The 14,804-nt window shown below is 63.2% G+C and carries 18 protein-coding genes; 4 read left to right on the top strand and 14 right to left on the bottom strand.

What is annotated here, in order from left to right; all coding sequences use genetic code 11:
- Nucleotides 1-244: 244 nt before the first annotated feature.
- From HU218_RS11075 to HU218_RS11065, 3 genes are read right to left on the bottom strand one after another with little or no spacing between them, the layout of a single operon-like run.
- Nucleotides 245-709, bottom strand: a complete 465-nt coding sequence (locus HU218_RS11075) for a SixA phosphatase family protein (protein WP_174874997.1) — start codon at nt 707-709, stop codon at nt 245-247.
- 49 nt (nt 710-758) lie between these two features.
- A complete protein-coding gene (locus HU218_RS11070) occupies nt 759-1,472 on the bottom strand; it encodes an LrgB family protein (protein ID WP_174874996.1) in 714 nt (237 codons plus the stop codon).
- Complete coding sequence (locus HU218_RS11065) at nt 1,469-1,819, bottom strand: CidA/LrgA family protein (protein WP_174874995.1); 351 nt, start codon at nt 1,817-1,819, stop codon at nt 1,469-1,471. Before HU218_RS11065 ends, HU218_RS11070 begins: the two co-directional genes overlap by 4 nt.
- A 75-nt stretch (nt 1,820-1,894) precedes the next feature.
- On the opposite strand from HU218_RS11065, the gene HU218_RS11060 reads away from it, so the two are divergent.
- From HU218_RS11060 to HU218_RS11050, 3 genes are all read left to right on the top strand, one after another.
- Nucleotides 1,895-2,434 (top strand): chorismate--pyruvate lyase family protein, encoded by a 540-nt coding sequence (locus tag HU218_RS11060; protein WP_174874994.1) that lies wholly within the window; start codon nt 1,895-1,897, stop codon nt 2,432-2,434.
- Entirely contained in the window at nt 2,431-3,303 is an 873-nt protein-coding gene (ubiA, locus tag HU218_RS11055) for a 4-hydroxybenzoate octaprenyltransferase (RefSeq protein WP_174874993.1), read from the top strand. The genes HU218_RS11060 and ubiA overlap by 4 nt, the downstream gene beginning before the upstream one ends.
- A gap of 155 nt (nt 3,304-3,458) precedes the next feature.
- Nucleotides 3,459-3,797: a GrlR family regulatory protein gene (locus tag HU218_RS11050; RefSeq protein WP_174874992.1), complete on the top strand. Its 339-nt coding sequence runs from the start codon at nt 3,459-3,461 to the stop codon at nt 3,795-3,797.
- Between the two features lie 57 nt (nt 3,798-3,854).
- Here HU218_RS11050 and HU218_RS11045 read toward each other — a convergent pair whose 3' ends face one another.
- The 3 genes from HU218_RS11045 to HU218_RS11035 are packed head-to-tail and all read right to left on the bottom strand — an operon-like array spanning nt 3,855 to nt 6,806.
- Nucleotides 3,855-4,532, bottom strand: coding sequence for an ABC transporter ATP-binding protein (locus tag HU218_RS11045; RefSeq protein ID WP_217450797.1), 678 nt, complete (start codon nt 4,530-4,532; stop codon nt 3,855-3,857).
- Nucleotides 4,525-5,742, bottom strand: coding sequence for an ABC transporter permease (locus HU218_RS11040; RefSeq protein ID WP_174874991.1), 1,218 nt, complete (start codon nt 5,740-5,742; stop codon nt 4,525-4,527). Before HU218_RS11040 ends, HU218_RS11045 begins: the two co-directional genes overlap by 8 nt.
- Nucleotides 5,739-6,806: an efflux RND transporter periplasmic adaptor subunit gene (locus HU218_RS11035; RefSeq protein WP_174874990.1), complete on the bottom strand. Its 1,068-nt coding sequence runs from the start codon at nt 6,804-6,806 to the stop codon at nt 5,739-5,741. Before HU218_RS11035 ends, HU218_RS11040 begins: the two co-directional genes overlap by 4 nt.
- 88 nt (nt 6,807-6,894) lie before the next feature.
- On the opposite strand from HU218_RS11035, the gene HU218_RS11030 reads away from it, so the two are divergent.
- Nucleotides 6,895-7,212 (top strand): DUF2322 family protein, encoded by a 318-nt coding sequence (locus HU218_RS11030; RefSeq protein ID WP_174874989.1) that lies wholly within the window; start codon nt 6,895-6,897, stop codon nt 7,210-7,212.
- A 78-nt stretch (nt 7,213-7,290) separates the two neighbouring features.
- On the opposite strand, the gene HU218_RS11025 is transcribed toward HU218_RS11030, so the two are convergent.
- The 8 genes from HU218_RS11025 to purM form a co-directional block, all read right to left on the bottom strand.
- Nucleotides 7,291-8,535 carry a uracil-xanthine permease family protein gene (locus HU218_RS11025; protein WP_174874988.1) on the bottom strand — a complete coding sequence of 415 codons (1,245 nt, stop codon included), beginning with the start codon at nt 8,533-8,535 and terminating at the stop codon, nt 7,291-7,293.
- A 40-nt stretch (nt 8,536-8,575) separates the two neighbouring features.
- Complete coding sequence (locus HU218_RS11020; RefSeq protein WP_174874987.1) at nt 8,576-9,214, bottom strand: hypothetical protein; 639 nt, start codon at nt 9,212-9,214, stop codon at nt 8,576-8,578.
- 60 nt (nt 9,215-9,274) lie between these two features.
- Nucleotides 9,275-9,907 (bottom strand): uracil phosphoribosyltransferase, encoded by a 633-nt coding sequence (upp, locus tag HU218_RS11015; protein WP_174874986.1) that lies wholly within the window; start codon nt 9,905-9,907, stop codon nt 9,275-9,277.
- A 251-nt stretch (nt 9,908-10,158) separates the two neighbouring features.
- On the bottom strand, nt 10,159-10,476 hold the full coding sequence (gene grxD, locus HU218_RS11010; protein ID WP_174874985.1) for a Grx4 family monothiol glutaredoxin: 318 nt from the start codon (nt 10,474-10,476) through the stop codon (nt 10,159-10,161).
- A gap of 82 nt (nt 10,477-10,558) precedes the next feature.
- Nucleotides 10,559-11,812, bottom strand: coding sequence for an RsmB/NOP family class I SAM-dependent RNA methyltransferase (locus HU218_RS11005; RefSeq protein WP_174874984.1), 1,254 nt, complete (start codon nt 11,810-11,812; stop codon nt 10,559-10,561).
- Complete coding sequence (locus HU218_RS11000; protein ID WP_174874983.1) at nt 11,796-12,911, bottom strand: DUF3108 domain-containing protein; 1,116 nt, start codon at nt 12,909-12,911, stop codon at nt 11,796-11,798. Before HU218_RS11000 ends, HU218_RS11005 begins: the two co-directional genes overlap by 17 nt.
- Nucleotides 12,908-13,606: a phosphoribosylglycinamide formyltransferase gene (purN, locus tag HU218_RS10995; RefSeq protein WP_425509249.1), complete on the bottom strand. Its 699-nt coding sequence runs from the start codon at nt 13,604-13,606 to the stop codon at nt 12,908-12,910. The genes HU218_RS11000 and purN overlap by 4 nt, the downstream gene beginning before the upstream one ends.
- A gap of 73 nt (nt 13,607-13,679) precedes the next feature.
- Nucleotides 13,680-14,717: a phosphoribosylformylglycinamidine cyclo-ligase gene (gene purM, locus HU218_RS10990; RefSeq protein ID WP_174874981.1), complete on the bottom strand. Its 1,038-nt coding sequence runs from the start codon at nt 14,715-14,717 to the stop codon at nt 13,680-13,682.
- Nucleotides 14,718-14,804 lie beyond the last annotated feature (87 nt).

The raw sequence follows: 14,804 nt of genomic DNA, 5'->3' as shown, positions 1-14,804 counted from the left end.
TTCTCACTTTCTTTTTTTTTTTTTTAAGTGTCCCGCCCCCCCCCGACCTCACCACACTCAATACCGCCGCCAGCCTCAGTTGTGTAAAAGAGACAGACAGAGGAGGCGAACTATACCCACCCGACCCAAACCCGCCAACCCCCCGCCGCAAAAAAACCGCCACGAATTCGACAAGCTATTGATCTACAAGGTAGAAAAAAGCAAAAAAGGTTGGCCGCGGCCAACCTTTCGATTCATGCTCCACTTAGCGCATAGATTCAAGCAGCGCTGGCGTCAGCATGACTTTCAATCGCACCTGCTCAATGCCGTGTTTTTCCCGATGGCTCAACCACCAGATTGACCCTTTTTTCACGCTCCACAGCAATGGCTGTTCGGACATAACAGTGGCAGCGAGCCTGCCGATATAAGGCTGATGCCCCACCAGCACGATGGTACGCCCGGCGGCCGGCCAGTTGATTGCCTGCAACACTTGCTCGACGCTGGCATTCGGGTTCAGCGCCGGCAGAATTTCATAGCTCTTAGCCAATAGCGCCGCAGTTTGCTGGGAACGACGCGCCTCGGACGCCAGCAGGCGATAACCTTCCGGCAGCTGCTTGCGCAACCAGTGCGCCATATTGCTGGCTTGCTGCCTGCCGCGATGCGTCAGGGCACGCGCCAGATCGTCACTACCTTCCTCGGCCTCGGCGTGACGCCACAGAATCAGATCCATAAAAACTCCTCGTTATTGTTCTATTGTTTGCAAGTATGCACCGGCTGCGTTACGGCAAAAGGTAATGCACCAGCAGTGGCGCCAGCAGTGCGGTGAACAATCCTGTCATGCCCATTGCCAGGCCGGCGAATGCACCGGCGGTTTCCGACAACTGGAACACCCGTGCCGTGCCGATACCATGCGCCGCCACTCCGGTCGCCACCCCCAGCACGACATCATCCTTGACTCCGCACAGCCTGGCCACCGGGCGGGCAAAAACGGCGCCGATAATACCGGTCACAATAACAAAAGTAGCCGTCAGCGCCGGAATGCCTCCCAGTACTTCAGAAACCCCCATGGCAATAGGCGTTGTTACCGAACGCGGCGCCAGTGACAGCAGTACCTGATGCGGCATACCAAACAGTTGGCCGCACAACACCGCAGTCAACACCCCGCTGGCACTACCCAGCAAGATACAGAACAGAATGGTAACGGCGTTACGCCGCAAGCGCCCCAGGTTGTTATAGAGCGGTACCGCCAATGCCACGGTAACCGGCCCCAGCAGAAACTGGATAAAACCGGCGCCAAGCATGTACTGCTGGAAATCCATCCCCAGCGCCAGCAAGGTCAGCACCACAATGACCGCGCCAAGCAGCACGGTATTGGCCAGCGGATGACCGTGATAACGGCGACTGAAAATCAGCGCAATACGATAGGCCAGCAACGTAAGCAGTACGCCGCTCAACGGCGAATGACGCACCCACTCCAGCGCACCACCACTCATGGTTGCGTCCTCCGCGGCTGGCTCAGCCATTTCATCGCCAGCAGCGTGACCAGAAAAGTCGACAGCGTAGCCAGCAGCAGCACCGCCGCCATGGCCAGCGGATGGGCAGACAGCAGCGGCCAGAAAGCCAGAATGCCCACCCCGGCCGGAATGAACAGCAGCGACATGTGCGTCATCAGGGTCGGCACATTGTGGCGCAGCGCGGCGGGTAACTCCTGCCGCAACACCAGCGTAATAAACAGCAGCAACATGCCGATGACAGCACCGGGCACCGGCAGCCCCAGGCTGCGCGCCAGCACTTCGCCGACAAACTGGTAGCCCAGCAGCCAGATAAAGGTTTCGATCATGATGTAGTCGGATAGCAAACGAGCGCGGCAACGTGACCGCAATGACAGGGACAGCAGCAAGCACGTTTTGGCATAATGCGCGCCATGACTACCCTACCCCTCTGGACCGAGACACTGCCCTTGCCGCAAGGCGCACTGGCAGCCTGCATCGGCACACAAGGCTCACTCACCGAATATCTGATGGCAAGCGGCCAACCCTTTGCCGTACAGGTTCTGTCGCAGGGCGAAGACAGCGCATGGCCAGACGAGCAGAAGCTGCTGCAGGTTAATGCACATGCTCCAGTGTATGTCAGACAGGTCTGCCTGACACTAGCGGGAGAACCCGTGGTGATCGCCCGCAGCGTCATCCGTCCGGAATGCCAGGAATGGCGCCCGATACTGGAGCGCGGTGCCCGCTCGTTGGGTTTTACGCTGTTCGGCGGCTTGCCCGAGCTGCAACGCGGCACGCTGCAATATGCCGCCGTGCCTGCCACACATGGTCTGCACCGGTTGGCCGCAGCACATACTAGACCGATGGAAACACTGCTGGCCCGCCGTTGCCTGTTCGCCCTGCAAGACTCGCCGCTTCTGGTGTGCGAAGTTTTCTTGCCCGCCCTGGAGAAATATCTGCCATGAACCACAGCACAATGCGCCATCGCCTGCAGGTTTACGGCCAGCTGATGCGGGTGGACAAACCCATCGGTACCCTGCTGCTGCTATGGCCCACACTGTGGGGCTTGTGGCTGGCATCCAGTGGCCGCCCCAGCCCGCTGATCCTGCTGGTCTTTGTGGCAGGCACCTTTCTGATGCGCTCCGCCGGCTGCGTCATCAACGATTACGCCGATCGCCACATCGACCTGCATGTCGAACGCACCAGCCAGCGCCCGTTCGCCCGTGGTGCGGTGAGCGAGAAAGAAGCGCTGCTGCTGGCGGCAGCGCTGGCACTGCTGAGCCTGTTGCTGATCCTGCCGCTCAATGGCCTGACCCTGCTGATGAGTATCCCGGCGGTATTACTGGCCGCTACTTACCCGTTTACCAAGCGCTTTTTCCCGATACCGCAGGCTTATCTGGGGATTGCCTTCTCGTTCGGCATTCCGATGGTGTATGCGGCACAGACCGGCCAAGTACCGGCGACCGCCTGGTGGCTGCTGGCGGCCAACCTGCTGTGGACCGTCGCCTACGACACTGCCTATGCCATGGCCGACAAGCCGGATGACCTGAAAATCGGCATCCGCACCTCGGCCATCACTTTTGGCGATTACGATGTCGCCGCCATCATGCTGTGCCACGGCATTTTCATCGCGATGATGACGCTGCTGGGCATGGATCAGGGGCTGGGCTGGCCTTACTACCTGTCGCTGGTGGCAGCCTGCCTGTTGATTGCCAAGCAATACCGCGAAATCCGCACTCGGGATCGCAAACTTTGCTTCAAGGCCTTCCTCGACAACAATCGCGTCGGCGCAGTGATTTTTGCCGGCATTGCCGCCGATTTCCTGCTGCGCTAAACCGGCATGCCAGTCAAAGCCAGGGGCCGCCGCGAGCGGCCCCTGGCTTTGCTACGTTCCGAAACAGCGTTATTGATACCGCTGCCCCGCGTCGTGGTCTAAGTTGAAACAAACAACAACTTCATGCACGTTCAATTCACAACAAGGAGACAGCCATGCTCAGCGGGATTTACCAGGTCCGTCTGGCCACCAGTGACGGGCAGTTCAGCGAAGGCCAATGGGTGCTGAAAGAACAACATCTCAACGGTAATGACCACAATGCCCGCTATCAGGGGCGGCTGTTGCTGTCCGGCGAGCATGTTGCGGTACGACTGGACGTGCAGCGCAATCCGGAAGCCGAGCACACGCTCTTCGGCCCGGCCAGCCATTACCTGCTGTCGCTCAACGGCCACCTGATGCGCGACAGTAACAACTTCACCCTGTCCGGCCCGATCGAACAGGTACCGGGCATGTTTGCCACGCTGAGCGGACACTGGGTCGGCTCGCTGGATTAGGCCTTATCACGCTGCGGCCAACCTTGGTCGGCCGTAGCCCCCTCCTTGCCACCGCCCTCACAGCAAACGGCCATCCAGCAGCTTGAGCTGGCGCGGGCAGGTAGCTGCCAGCCTCGGGTCGTGCGTCACGATCAGAAACGTGGTGCCTTCCTCGCGATTCAGCTCGTGCAGCAGCGCAAACACTTCGGCCGCGGTCTGGGTATCCAGATTGCCGGTCGGCTCATCGGCCAGCACCAGCCGTGGCCGGTTCATCAGCGCCCGGACAATGGCGACCCGTTGCTGCTGGCCGCCGGACAACTGTAGTGGCCGCTTGTGCGCATGCTCCGCCAGCCCCACCCGCTGCAACAGCATGCGGGCACGTTCACGGTCGGCTCGACTGATGCGGCCAACCCCGGCCAGCATCGGCATCAGCACGTTCTCCTCGGCACTGAACGCCGGCAGCAGGTGGTGAAACTGGAAGATAAACCCCAAGTAGCGGTTACGTAGCGTGGTACGCGCCGCATCGTCCAGCCCGCTGGCCAGCTTGCCGGCCAGATGCAGTTCGCCCGCCGTCGGTGGTTCCAGCAGGCCGATGATGTTCAACAGCGTCGACTTACCAGAACCGGATGGCCCGATCAATGCGGCAAAGCTGCCCTCCTCCAGCGCCATGTCGATGCCGTGCAGCACCTCCACCCGCGGCGAGGCGCCGCCACCGTAGGATTTGCGCACCGCCTGCAATAACAGCACATCAGCCACGAATCGCCTCCACCGGATCCAGCCGCGCAGCGCGCAACGCTGGCAATAGAGCCGCCAACACCCCGACGGCAAAAGCGATCAGCGCGGTACTGACAAACAGCTCGCTATCCAGCGCCACCGGAAACAGCGGGCTGCCGTCTTCGGTGTGGGCAATGCGACTGAAGCCCACCGCCATGCCGGCACCCAGCAAGGAACCGAGCAGCGACCCCAGCAGCCCGACTATCCCGCCCTGCAACAGGAAAACCCCCAGGATGCGCGCAGCCGGCGTCCCCATCGCCCGCAGGATGCCGATCTCGCGCTGGCGTTGCACCACCGATACCACCAGCACGCTGGCTATGCTCAGCGCCACGGCAAAGGTCACGAATACCCGGATCATCAGGCTGGACGCCCGCTGGCTTTTCAGCGCGGTCACCAGCTGGCCGTTGCTCGACTGCCAGCTGTCGGCAGTCAGCCCGGTAGCGGCGGACAGGTTGGCCGCCAGGGTTTCCGCCTCATACAAGCGGCTGGTACGGACATAGATTTCGGTAATATCCAGCCGGTATCCCAGCAGATTCTGCGCGCTGCGCAGTGGCAGCAGCACCCAGCGGCGATTGAGATCCTTGATGCCGAAATCCAGCACCGCACTGACCTGTACCGAATCCTGTGCACCGCTGGCCGATTGCAGCCGCAAGCGGCTGCCCGGCGTCAAACCCAGGTCGGCAGCCAGCTCCTTGCCGATCAGCACCTGTCCGCTGCCCAGCTGCAGCTGGCCGCTCACCAACTTGTTGTCCAGCCGCACCACCTGGCGGTAATCCGCCAAATTCACTCCCATCAGCGTCACCGACTTGCGCACCCCGCCCTGCTGCGCCACCCCGGGGCCGCTGGCCATGGCCGCCGCGCCGGTGACTGTCGGCGTCGCTTTCACCAGCTGCAGCAGCCGTGCCCAGTTGGCAATGGTGTTCTCGCGCTGGGTGCGTTTGCGCACATCGGCCAGCGCGATGGCCCCCTTGGCCGCCGGCATGACCGGCTGGTTGAGGCGGTCTGCTGGCCGCAATACCACGTGCGCCTGGCTGGACAGCGTGCGCTCGACAATGGTGGCCTGCAGGCCATTGACGATAGCGGTGATGTACACCACCACCGCCACGCCGATGCACACCCCGCCGAGAATCAGCGCACTCTGGAAACGCCCCTCGCGCAACAAGCGCCATGCCACCGTCCAGACAAAGTTCATGGTTGCACCCGCACACGTTGGCCGTCATCCAGCAACGGCGCCGGCACCACCACCAGTTCGCCCGGCTGCAGCCCGGACTCCACCGGCAGCCGTCCGGCCACGGCAGGGGCGGTATGCACCATCCGCCATGCCAGCCGCTGCTGCTGCATCACCGCCACCCTGCCATCGCGCAGCGCGGTGACCGGCAGCAGCAACACCTGCCGTGCCTGGCCGGTACGGATTTCCGCCGATACCGTCATGCCGCTTTTCAGGAATGTGGCGGGCTGGGTGAGCTGCAGCTCGACCTCCAGCGTGCCGCTGCTCTGTTCCACCTGTGCCGCCACACGGCTGACCCGTGCGGCCAACGGCTGGCGGGCAAAAGCGTCGGCCAGCACTGCCGCCGGCTGCCCCACTGCCAGCCGGCCTGCATCACGCTCGTCCAGATCCAGCAATACCCGCGGCGGGCCGGCACTGGCAAACAGCAGCGCCGCCTTGCCGGCAGTCAGCACATCACCGGCTTCCACCTCGCGACGCAGCAGCACGCCATCGGCCGGGGCCCGCAACTCGCTCTGCGCGAGCCGCGCACGGTACTGCTGCTGCAGCGCCTGCAACTGCGCCACGCTCTGGCTGGCGGCATCGCGGCTCAAACGGGCACTGTCCAGTGCCGCCTGACTGACAAAGCCCTGGGCAAACAGTTGCTGCTGCCGCTGCCACTGTCGCTGCGCTTCCTGCAGGCTGGCGTTGGCCGCAGCCAACTGCGCCGCCGCCTGCGCCTGCAGCGCCTGCAACTCTTCCGGCTCCAGCCGCAGCAGCAGCTGGCCGGCACGCACGCTGGCGCCTTCTGCTACCGGCGTGGCAATCACCCGGCCGGTTAGCGTGCTGGACAGCGTGCTTTCCTGCTGCGCCGCCACCCGCCCGGTCGCCACCACGCTGTATTGCACCGTACTGGGTTGCATCCGCAGCACGCTCACCAGTGGCGGGCGTAGCCACCACCAGATCGCCGCCAGCAACAACGCAGCCAGTCCCGCCCACAGCAACCACTTTACCCGCCAGCGTCCCATGCCCATCCCTTCGGCCCGAATCATCCTCATTGCATTGTAAGCAGCTGCCGGTCGCCACTGCTGGCGACATATGAAACAATTGCCCGCCAATTTTCATCTCTGGACCCGACTCATGACTTTTGCCGACATCCTCGCCACCCTGCCCGCCATCGATGCCATCGCCGCCGTAGAGCTGCTGGATGCCGCCGGCAACAGCGTGGCACGGCTGGAAAACCGTCCGGGCACTGCCGGCTCGGTACGCCTGTATCACGCACTGGGTCAGCGCTTTGGCCAGATCGACCAGGCCGCCGCGACCGAGGGTCTGGCGCTGTACGCCGAGCACACTGCCGACGCGCGCGCCTTTCCGGGCAAGCACCCCAACATCGACCGCCTGCTGGCCATCGCCGAACAAGGCGCGCCGGCACTGACCCTGCGCGTGATCGCGGCCTGAGCGGCGGCGACACCCAGTAAAAAACCCGCCACACCGGCGGGTTTTTTACTGGCCTGCTGCCAACGTTGGCCGCAAGTGTCACACGTCCTGGCCTTCGACAATCCCGTCATGGCTGGCAGCCTTGCCCGGCAGAATCATGTTCAGCACGATGGCCAGCAGCGAGCACAGGCCGACCCCGGCCAGACCGAAGCTGCCGAATTTCAGCTCCAGGCCACCGATACCGGCGGTAAGCACCACCGAGATGATCACCAGATTGCGCGGTTCCATCAGGTCGACCTTGGCTTCGATCAGCGTCTTCAGGCCGATGGAGGCGATGGTACCGAACAGCAACACCATGATGCCGCCCATCACCGGCATCGGGATCGACTGCAGCAGCGCGTTGAACTTGCCGAAGAAGGCCATGGCAATGGCAAACAGCGCCGCCCAGGTCATCACTACCGGGTTGAAGTTGCGGGTGATCATCACCGCGCCGGTCACCTCGGCGTAGGTGGTCACCGGCGGGCCGCCGATCAGGCCGGCCAGGCACACGCCGAGGCCGTCGCCGGCCAGGGTGCGGTGCAGGCCCGGGGTCTTGGTGTAGTCGTTGCCGGTCACACCGCCGATCGCCATTACGCCGCCGATGTGTTCGATGGCTGGGGCAATCGCCACCGGCAGCATGAACAGCGCCGCCGCCCAGTTCACTTCCGGACTATGGAATGCCGGCACCGCAAACCACGGCGCGTTGGCCACCTTGGCAAAATCCACCATGCCAAGGAAAGCGGCAGCAACATAGCCGACAATCACGCCGGCCAGAATCGGTACCAGCTTGAACATGCCGCGGGCGTAGATCGACACCGTAATGGTGGTCGCCAGCGAAATGGCCGCCAGCAGCAGCGAAGTTTCGTACGGCATGATCTGGTTGCCACCGGCACGGCCCATGGCCATACCGGAAGCAGCGCCGGCCACACTCAGACCGATGATCATGATCACCGGGCCGATCACCACCGGCGGCAGCAGGCGGTTGACCAGCTCCATGCCGCGCCAGCGCACGATGGCGGCGAACACGAAGTACATGAAACCGGCGCAGAACAGGCCGAACATGGTGGCACCCGGGCCCCAGGTATGCATCGAGTAGATGATCGGGCCGATGAAGGCGAACGAGGAGCCGAGGAAGATCGGCACCTGGCGGCCGGTACACAGCTGGAACAGCAGCGTGCCGACACCGGCGCCCAGCAGTGCCATCGCCGGGTTGAGACCGGTCAGCAGCGGCACCAGCACCAGCGCGCCGAAGGCAACGAACAGAATCTGGGCACCAGATACCGCCGTCTTGAGTTGTTGGAACATGTGATTTCCCTGTTGTTGTCGATTGGTGTGGAAGTCCTGGTTACACCGTGCAGTACATCACCGCCTGCGCAATGATGTTGTTCTGGTCTGCCGCCAGCGCGCTATGGCGGCGGAAGTCCACCACCATCGCCTGCACGCGATGGTAGGTGTCGAAATTGGGTAGTGACTGGTAGCCGATATCCACCCCCAGCCGTGCAGCCAGCTTCTTGATGGTGGTCGGCTTGATGCAGACATGGGTCTGCGGGTCGCTATAGGCCAGAAAACAGGTCACCAGCGGCCACTTGGCCGGATTGGCGTTATGGTCATGGCGGCACAACTGCAGCACCTCGACAAAATCGGCAAAACTGGTTTCGTCAAAGCGGTACAGCAAGGCGTACAGCGCCGCCACGAACGGCCGGTGCACGTCGCTGAAGTTCAGGTAGTTGCGGAACGCGATCTTTTCGAAGGTGCTGACCGTGGTGCAGCGGCTGACAATCTGCCGGCAGCTGTCGATCACCGCCGCCGTGTTGCCGCTGTCGATGGCGGCGCGCAGCAGCGGCGCGGCCAGTGCCTCGCGGCACAGCCGGATCACCCCATCGATGCTGCGGTGCTTCTTGCCCAGCGCCAGCCAGTCCGCATCCTGCAGCCCCTGCGGAAAGCGGGCCAGAAAATCGGCGTCGATCTGCTGATAACGGTCCATGTCCCCCCCTGCAATCCCGGCTGCGGCCAACGTTGGCCGCAGGTTCTGACGGTTTAACGATCAGGCGTGCTTGGTACCGAAGATCTTGTCGCCAGCGTCGCCAAGACCCGGAATGATGTAGCCGTGCTCGTTGAGGTGGCTGTCCAGCGACGCGGCCACGATCTGCACATCCGGATGCGCCGCGTTAACCGCTTTCACACCTTCCGGTGCCGCCACCATCACCACCGCCTTGATGTGTTTGCAGCCATTGCGCTTGAGCAGGTCGATGGTGGCAATCAGCGAGCCGCCGGTAGCCAGCATCGGGTCGATGATCATGGCGATGCGCTCGTCGAGGTTGCCGACGAACTTCTCGAAGTAGGACACCGGCTCCAGGGTTTCCTCGTTGCGGGCGAGGCCCACCACGCTGATCTTGGCCGACGGCACCAGATCGAGCACGCCATCCAGCATGCCGATGCCGGCACGCAGGATCGGCACCACGGTCACTTTCTTGCCCTTGATCTGCTGGACGTCGATCGGACCGCACCAGCCTTCGATGGTCACCGGCTCCAGTTCGAAATCGCGGGTCGCCTCATAGGCCAGCAGGCGCGCCAGTTCCTGGGTCAGCTGGCGGAATTTCATGGTGCTGATGTCACCCTCGCGCAGCAGGCCGAGTTTGTGCTGCACCAGCGGGTGATTGACGACGGTAATGTTCATGGCGGGTCCAAACCTTGCAACTGGCAGCCGCCCCTGTCGGTGACAAGGACAGCCACGTTTTGGATACGGAAAACCGGCAGGTAGCCACCTGCCGGTACGGGATTTGGGGCGGCATTTTACAGGCAAACGCTTGTTCGCGGGCTACGGCATTGCCCCCGTTTCTCGTGATAGCCGATTTTGTTGCCGCTGTTTGTCCATCCGCAAACAAAAACGGCCCGCACAAGGCGGGCCGTTCCGGAAGTCACGCTGGCTTAAGCAGCCAGGTCTTTCAGCAGGTCCTGCAGTTCGCCGGCCTGGTACATTTCGTACATGATGTCCGAGCCGCCAACGAACTCGCCCTTCACGTACAGCTGCGGAATGGTCGGCCAGTTGGAGAATTCCTTGATGCCCTGACGCACATCGGCGTCGGCCAGCACGTCAACGGTCACGAAGTCGTTCACGCCACAGGCTTTCAGAATCTGCACCGCGCGGGCCGAGAAGCCACACTGCGGGAAAGTGGCGGAGCCTTTCATGAACAACACTACCGGGTTGCTGCTAACGGTCTGCTGGATGGTGTCTTGAACGGACATGATTTTCCTTTGCTTCGGTCTAGCGCCGGGGCATTACCCGACTAATTCAATAAGCTATTTTAGGCCCGCTTGCATCACCGGCTCAAGCCTTGCGTTGCAGTACCGCGGCAAAAAAGGCATCGCTGTTATGCAGGTGCGGACGCAGGCTGAGATAGTCGCCGGTATCCAGCTCGATCTTCTGCTCGGCCAGCAAGGCATTGGCCGGCAGCAGGCTGAAGTCCGGATGGGACTCCAGGAACGCCTCGACGATGGCCTGATTTTCCGCCGGCAGCAGGCTGCAGGTGGCATACACCAGGCGACCACCGGCACGCACCAGACGGGCGGCGGAAGCGAGGATGGCGGTCTGTTTTTCGTTCAGCTCGGCCACGCTCTCCGGGCTCTGGCGGTATTTCAGGTCCGGATTGCGGCGCAGGGTACCCAGCCCGGAACACGGCGCATCCACCAGCACGCGGTCAGCCTTGCCGGCCAGACGCTTCACCTTGGTGTCGTTCTCGTGCGCGATCAGCGTGCTGTGCACATTGGACAGGCCGGAGCGCGCCAGACGCGGCTTGAGGTTGGCCAGACGCTTCTCCGATACGTCGAACGCGTACAGGCGTCCGGTAGAGGCCATCTGCGCGCCCAGCAGCAGGGTCTTGCCACCGGCACCGGCGCAGAAATCCACCACCATCTCGCCACGGCGCGCGCCGGTGAGCAGGCCCAGCAGCTGGCTGCCCTCGTCCTGCACCTCGATGGCCCCCTGTACGAACAGCGGATGCTTGGACAGCGCCGGCTTGCCCTTGAGGCGGATACCCAGCGGCGAGTACGGCGTCGGCTCGCACTCGATGCCGGAATCGCGCAGGTACACCAGCGCGTCGTCACGGCGCATTTTCAGGCTGTTGACGCGCAGGTCCAGCGGCGCGGCACTGGCCAGGCCCTTGCCCAGCGCTACCACTTCACCCTCTTCCTGCTCGGCCAACATGCCGATCACCCAGCCGGGCAGACCGGAACGCACGTTGAGGTCGGCCGGCAACTCGGCGCCCTTGATACTGGCCAGCCACTCGGTTTCGCCTTCCTTGGTCACCGACTCCAGCTCGCGCAGGTTGCTGCCGCCGATACGCACCAGCGTCGCCAGCGCCAGACGGCGGGTATTGATACGCGGCGCACACAGGTGGCGCAGCAGTTCCAGATGGCGCAGGCAGGCAAACGAGGTCTCGGCGATCAGATGGCGATCGCTGGCACCCAGCTTGTTGTTCTCGCGGAAAAAGGCCGACAGCACGGCATCGGCCGGGCGGTCGAAACGCAGCATGTTGTGCAATACCTTGTCCAGCTGCTCGAATTGTCTAGCGTTTACTTTCATTGTTCAGCTTTCTTGGCGGCTGCTTCCATACGGTCTTGCCCGCCAGTTCAATCAGGTTGGCCCGCATCTCGTAGCGCGTATCTTTGTTAACACGCAGCACGCGGATCGGGATATTGGCGAAATCCGGCGCCAGCCAGAATTCGTACATTTCGTCCGGTTGTTTCACCCGCACCACCACGGCGCGCATCGAGCCGTCGCCAGTCTCGAAGTCCGTCTCGCCATCCGGCTTGGGCAGCATGTGGTACACCTTCTTGCCGGTGGTGATCTGGATCGGTACCTCGCCCATGTCGTCGCCACGCAGCGCCAGCTGCACGCCCAGCCCCAGCCAGTCCTGCGCCCCCGGCGCCAGCGGCTCGCTCTTGTCGGCATTGCGATCGCCGAAGCTGAGCACGCCGCCCGACCAGTCGAAATAGGCGCGTTCGCGCAGCTCGCCATCGCGCGTGCCTTCGAAGCGCTCCGGTTTCAGTCCCTGCTTACCCACCGTACCCGTGGTTTCATAGTGCAGTTTCGGGCCGATTACCGGCTGGATGTCGGTCACCAGGGTGTAGCGGTTGCCATCGCGCTGCCATGCCAGCTCGGCACGGCCCAGCAGCAAGCCCGATGCCAGCAGGCCATACTGCACCCGCGCCGTGGCAGGGAAGCGGCGGATCGGTTTCTCCGGTTTGACGGTGTCGGCCGCCGGCTTCGGTATCGCCGCCAGCGCCGCACTGGCCGGCGTTTCGGCTACAGCAGCGCTGGCCACATGGCGTGGCGCCGCCGCCAGCGGCGCCGATGCGGCCAACCTTGCAGTCTTAGCCTTGGGTTTGCGTTGTGGCGGACTTTTCTTCCGCTCGGCCTGCGGCTGCGAGGCGTCGGCATGACGCGCGCCACCCTGGGCACTGGCCAGCAGCGTGGTCGCCAGCGCCGGGCCGGGTTCGTCTTCCAGCTGCATGCTCTGCAGCTTGGCGCTGAGCTTGCGCAGCTTGGGGTCGTCCGGCATCTCGACGCGGTCGAAAGACACCAGCCCGCTCCCGAGCATGGCCAGATGCGCCAGCAGCGAGAGGGCAAACGCCAGCAGCATCAGCCGTCTGGCAGTCAGGCGAGGCAGCTTCAATTTCACTGCGGTGCCGGTACCAGCAGGCAATGGTTGGCCGCAGCGTCAGCCACACCCGCCACGCGGCCGGCGCTGATGGTCAGCTCGCCAGCAACAAAACGGCGCACCGCTTCCGGGTACAACTTGTGCTCCTGCTGCAGCACACGGCCAGCCAGCGTGTCTTCGGTATCGCCATCCAGCACCGGTACGACGGCCTGCGCCACGATCGGGCCGTGGTCCAGCTCGGCAGTGACAAAGTGCACGGTGCAACCGGCCACCTTGCAGCCCATGTCGATGGCACGCTGGTGGGTGTGCAACCCCGGGAACGATGGCAACAGCGACGGGTGGATGTTCAGCATGCGGCCTTCGTAACGCGCGGTGAACGCCGGTGTCAGAATGCGCATGAAGCCGGCCAGCACCACCAGGTCCGGCTGGAAGGCATCGATTTCGGCCGCCAGCTGTGCGTCGAATGCCTCGCGGCTGGCAAACTGTTTGTGGTCCAGACCCACGGTGGCGATGCCGCGCTCGGCGGCCCAGGCGAGACCAGCGGCGTCCGGACGGTTGGCGATTACCGCGGCGATGTTGGCGCCCGGAATCTTGGCATCGACGATGGCCTGCATATTGGAACCACGGCCGGAAATCAGGATGACGACGTTTTTCATGATGCGGTAACTACCTGGCGCAGGCGCCACAAAACGTTGGCCGCAACGCTGTCGCGGCATACTGGCAGCATTGCGAGCCACCAAATGACAAGCGCCGCCAGCAGGGCCAGCGGCGCTGTTTAACCCGTGCGGCTTACGCCACCTGGGTCTGGTGCTCGTCGCCGTTACGGGCGCGGATCACGCCGATGCGCGATACGGTTTCACCCTGTTCGGTCAGGAAGGCGGCAGCAGCGTCGGCGTCGGCCGCATCCACGATTACCACCATGCCGATACCGCAGTTGAAGGTACGGTACATTTCCTGGGCATCGACATTGCCTTCGGCCTGCAGCCACTGGAACAGCTTCGGCAGCTCCCAGCTACCGGCATCGATCTGTGCCACGGTGTTTTCCGGCAGCACGCGCGGGGTGTTTTCGGTAATGCCACCGCCGGTGATGTGCGCCATGCCCTTCACGTTAAGCTTTGCCATCAGCGCCAGCAGCGGCTTCACGTAGATGCGGGTCGGGGCGATGATCGCCTCGCGCAGGGTCTTGTCGCCGTCAAAGGCGGCATCCAGCTGCGGCTGGGCGCGCTCGATGATCTTGCGCACCAGGCTGTAACCGTTGGAGTGCACGCCGTTGGATTTCAGGCCCAGTACCACGTCGCCCGGCTTGATGTCGCGGCCGGTGATGACCTTGCTCTTTTCCACCACGCCGACGGCAAAGCCGGCCAGGTCGTATTCGCCCACCGGGTACATGCCCGGCATTTCGGCGGTTTCGCCGCCGATCAGTGCGCAGCCCGCCTGTTCGCAACCTTCGGCAATGCCCTTGATTACGTCGGTGGCCTGGGCCACGTCCAGCTTGCCGCAGGCAAAGTAGTCGAGGAAGAACAGCGGCTCGGCACCCTGTACCAGGATGTCGTTCACGCTCATGGCGACCAGGTCGATGCCGACGGTGTCATGCTTGTTCCAGTCGAAGGCCAGCTTGAGCTTGGTGCCCACGCCGTCGGTGCCGGAAACCAGCACCGGTTCCTGGTATTTCTTGGAAATTTCCACCAGTGCGCCGAAACCGCCGAGGCCACCGAGAACTTCCGGGCGCATGGTGCGCTTGGCAAACGGCTTGATGTTTTCGACGAGCGCGTCACCGGCATCGATATCGACGCCGGCGTCACGGTAACTGAGGGACGTGGTGTTCAAGGTAAACTCGCTTTCTGCTAACGTATTCGCTTTGCTGCCTGGGAGTGCGCGGGCTCGTGGCCCGAAGCGCCTGTATTTTAACCGAAA

It is taken from the genome of Vogesella oryzae (assembly GCF_902829295.1).
Classification (GTDB): domain Bacteria; phylum Pseudomonadota; class Gammaproteobacteria; order Burkholderiales; family Chromobacteriaceae; genus Vogesella; species Vogesella oryzae.
Note: the sequence above shows the minus strand (reverse complement) of the source record. Positions and strands in the feature narration are given on the sequence as shown.

Coding starts and splice junctions, on each gene's coding strand:
- HU218_RS11030 (WP_174874989.1), top strand. CDS start 6,895: ATGACTTTTGCCGACATCCTCGCCACCCTGCCCGCCATCGATGCCATC.
- HU218_RS11070 (WP_174874996.1), bottom strand. CDS start 1,472: ATGAGTGGTGGTGCGCTGGAGTGGGTGCGTCATTCGCCGTTGAGCGGC.
- HU218_RS11020 (WP_174874987.1), bottom strand. CDS start 9,214: ATGGACCGTTATCAGCAGATCGACGCCGATTTTCTGGCCCGCTTTCCG.
- upp (WP_174874986.1), bottom strand. CDS start 9,907: ATGAACATTACCGTCGTCAATCACCCGCTGGTGCAGCACAAACTCGGC.
- purN (WP_425509249.1), bottom strand. CDS start 13,606: ATGCCGCGACAGCGTTGCGGCCAACGTTTTGTGGCGCCTGCGCCAGGT.
- HU218_RS11065 (WP_174874995.1), bottom strand. CDS start 1,819: ATGATCGAAACCTTTATCTGGCTGCTGGGCTACCAGTTTGTCGGCGAA.
- HU218_RS11040 (WP_174874991.1), bottom strand. CDS start 5,742: ATGAACTTTGTCTGGACGGTGGCATGGCGCTTGTTGCGCGAGGGGCGT.
- HU218_RS11005 (WP_174874984.1), bottom strand. CDS start 11,812: ATGAAAGTAAACGCTAGACAATTCGAGCAGCTGGACAAGGTATTGCAC.
- HU218_RS11075 (WP_174874997.1), bottom strand. CDS start 709: ATGGATCTGATTCTGTGGCGTCACGCCGAGGCCGAGGAAGGTAGTGAC.
- HU218_RS11025 (WP_174874988.1), bottom strand. CDS start 8,535: ATGTTCCAACAACTCAAGACGGCGGTATCTGGTGCCCAGATTCTGTTC.
- HU218_RS11050 (WP_174874992.1), top strand. CDS start 3,459: ATGCTCAGCGGGATTTACCAGGTCCGTCTGGCCACCAGTGACGGGCAG.
- HU218_RS11060 (WP_174874994.1), top strand. CDS start 1,895: ATGCGCGCCATGACTACCCTACCCCTCTGGACCGAGACACTGCCCTTG.
- ubiA (WP_174874993.1), top strand. CDS start 2,431: ATGAACCACAGCACAATGCGCCATCGCCTGCAGGTTTACGGCCAGCTG.
- grxD (WP_174874985.1), bottom strand. CDS start 10,476: ATGTCCGTTCAAGACACCATCCAGCAGACCGTTAGCAGCAACCCGGTA.
- HU218_RS11035 (WP_174874990.1), bottom strand. CDS start 6,806: ATGATTCGGGCCGAAGGGATGGGCATGGGACGCTGGCGGGTAAAGTGG.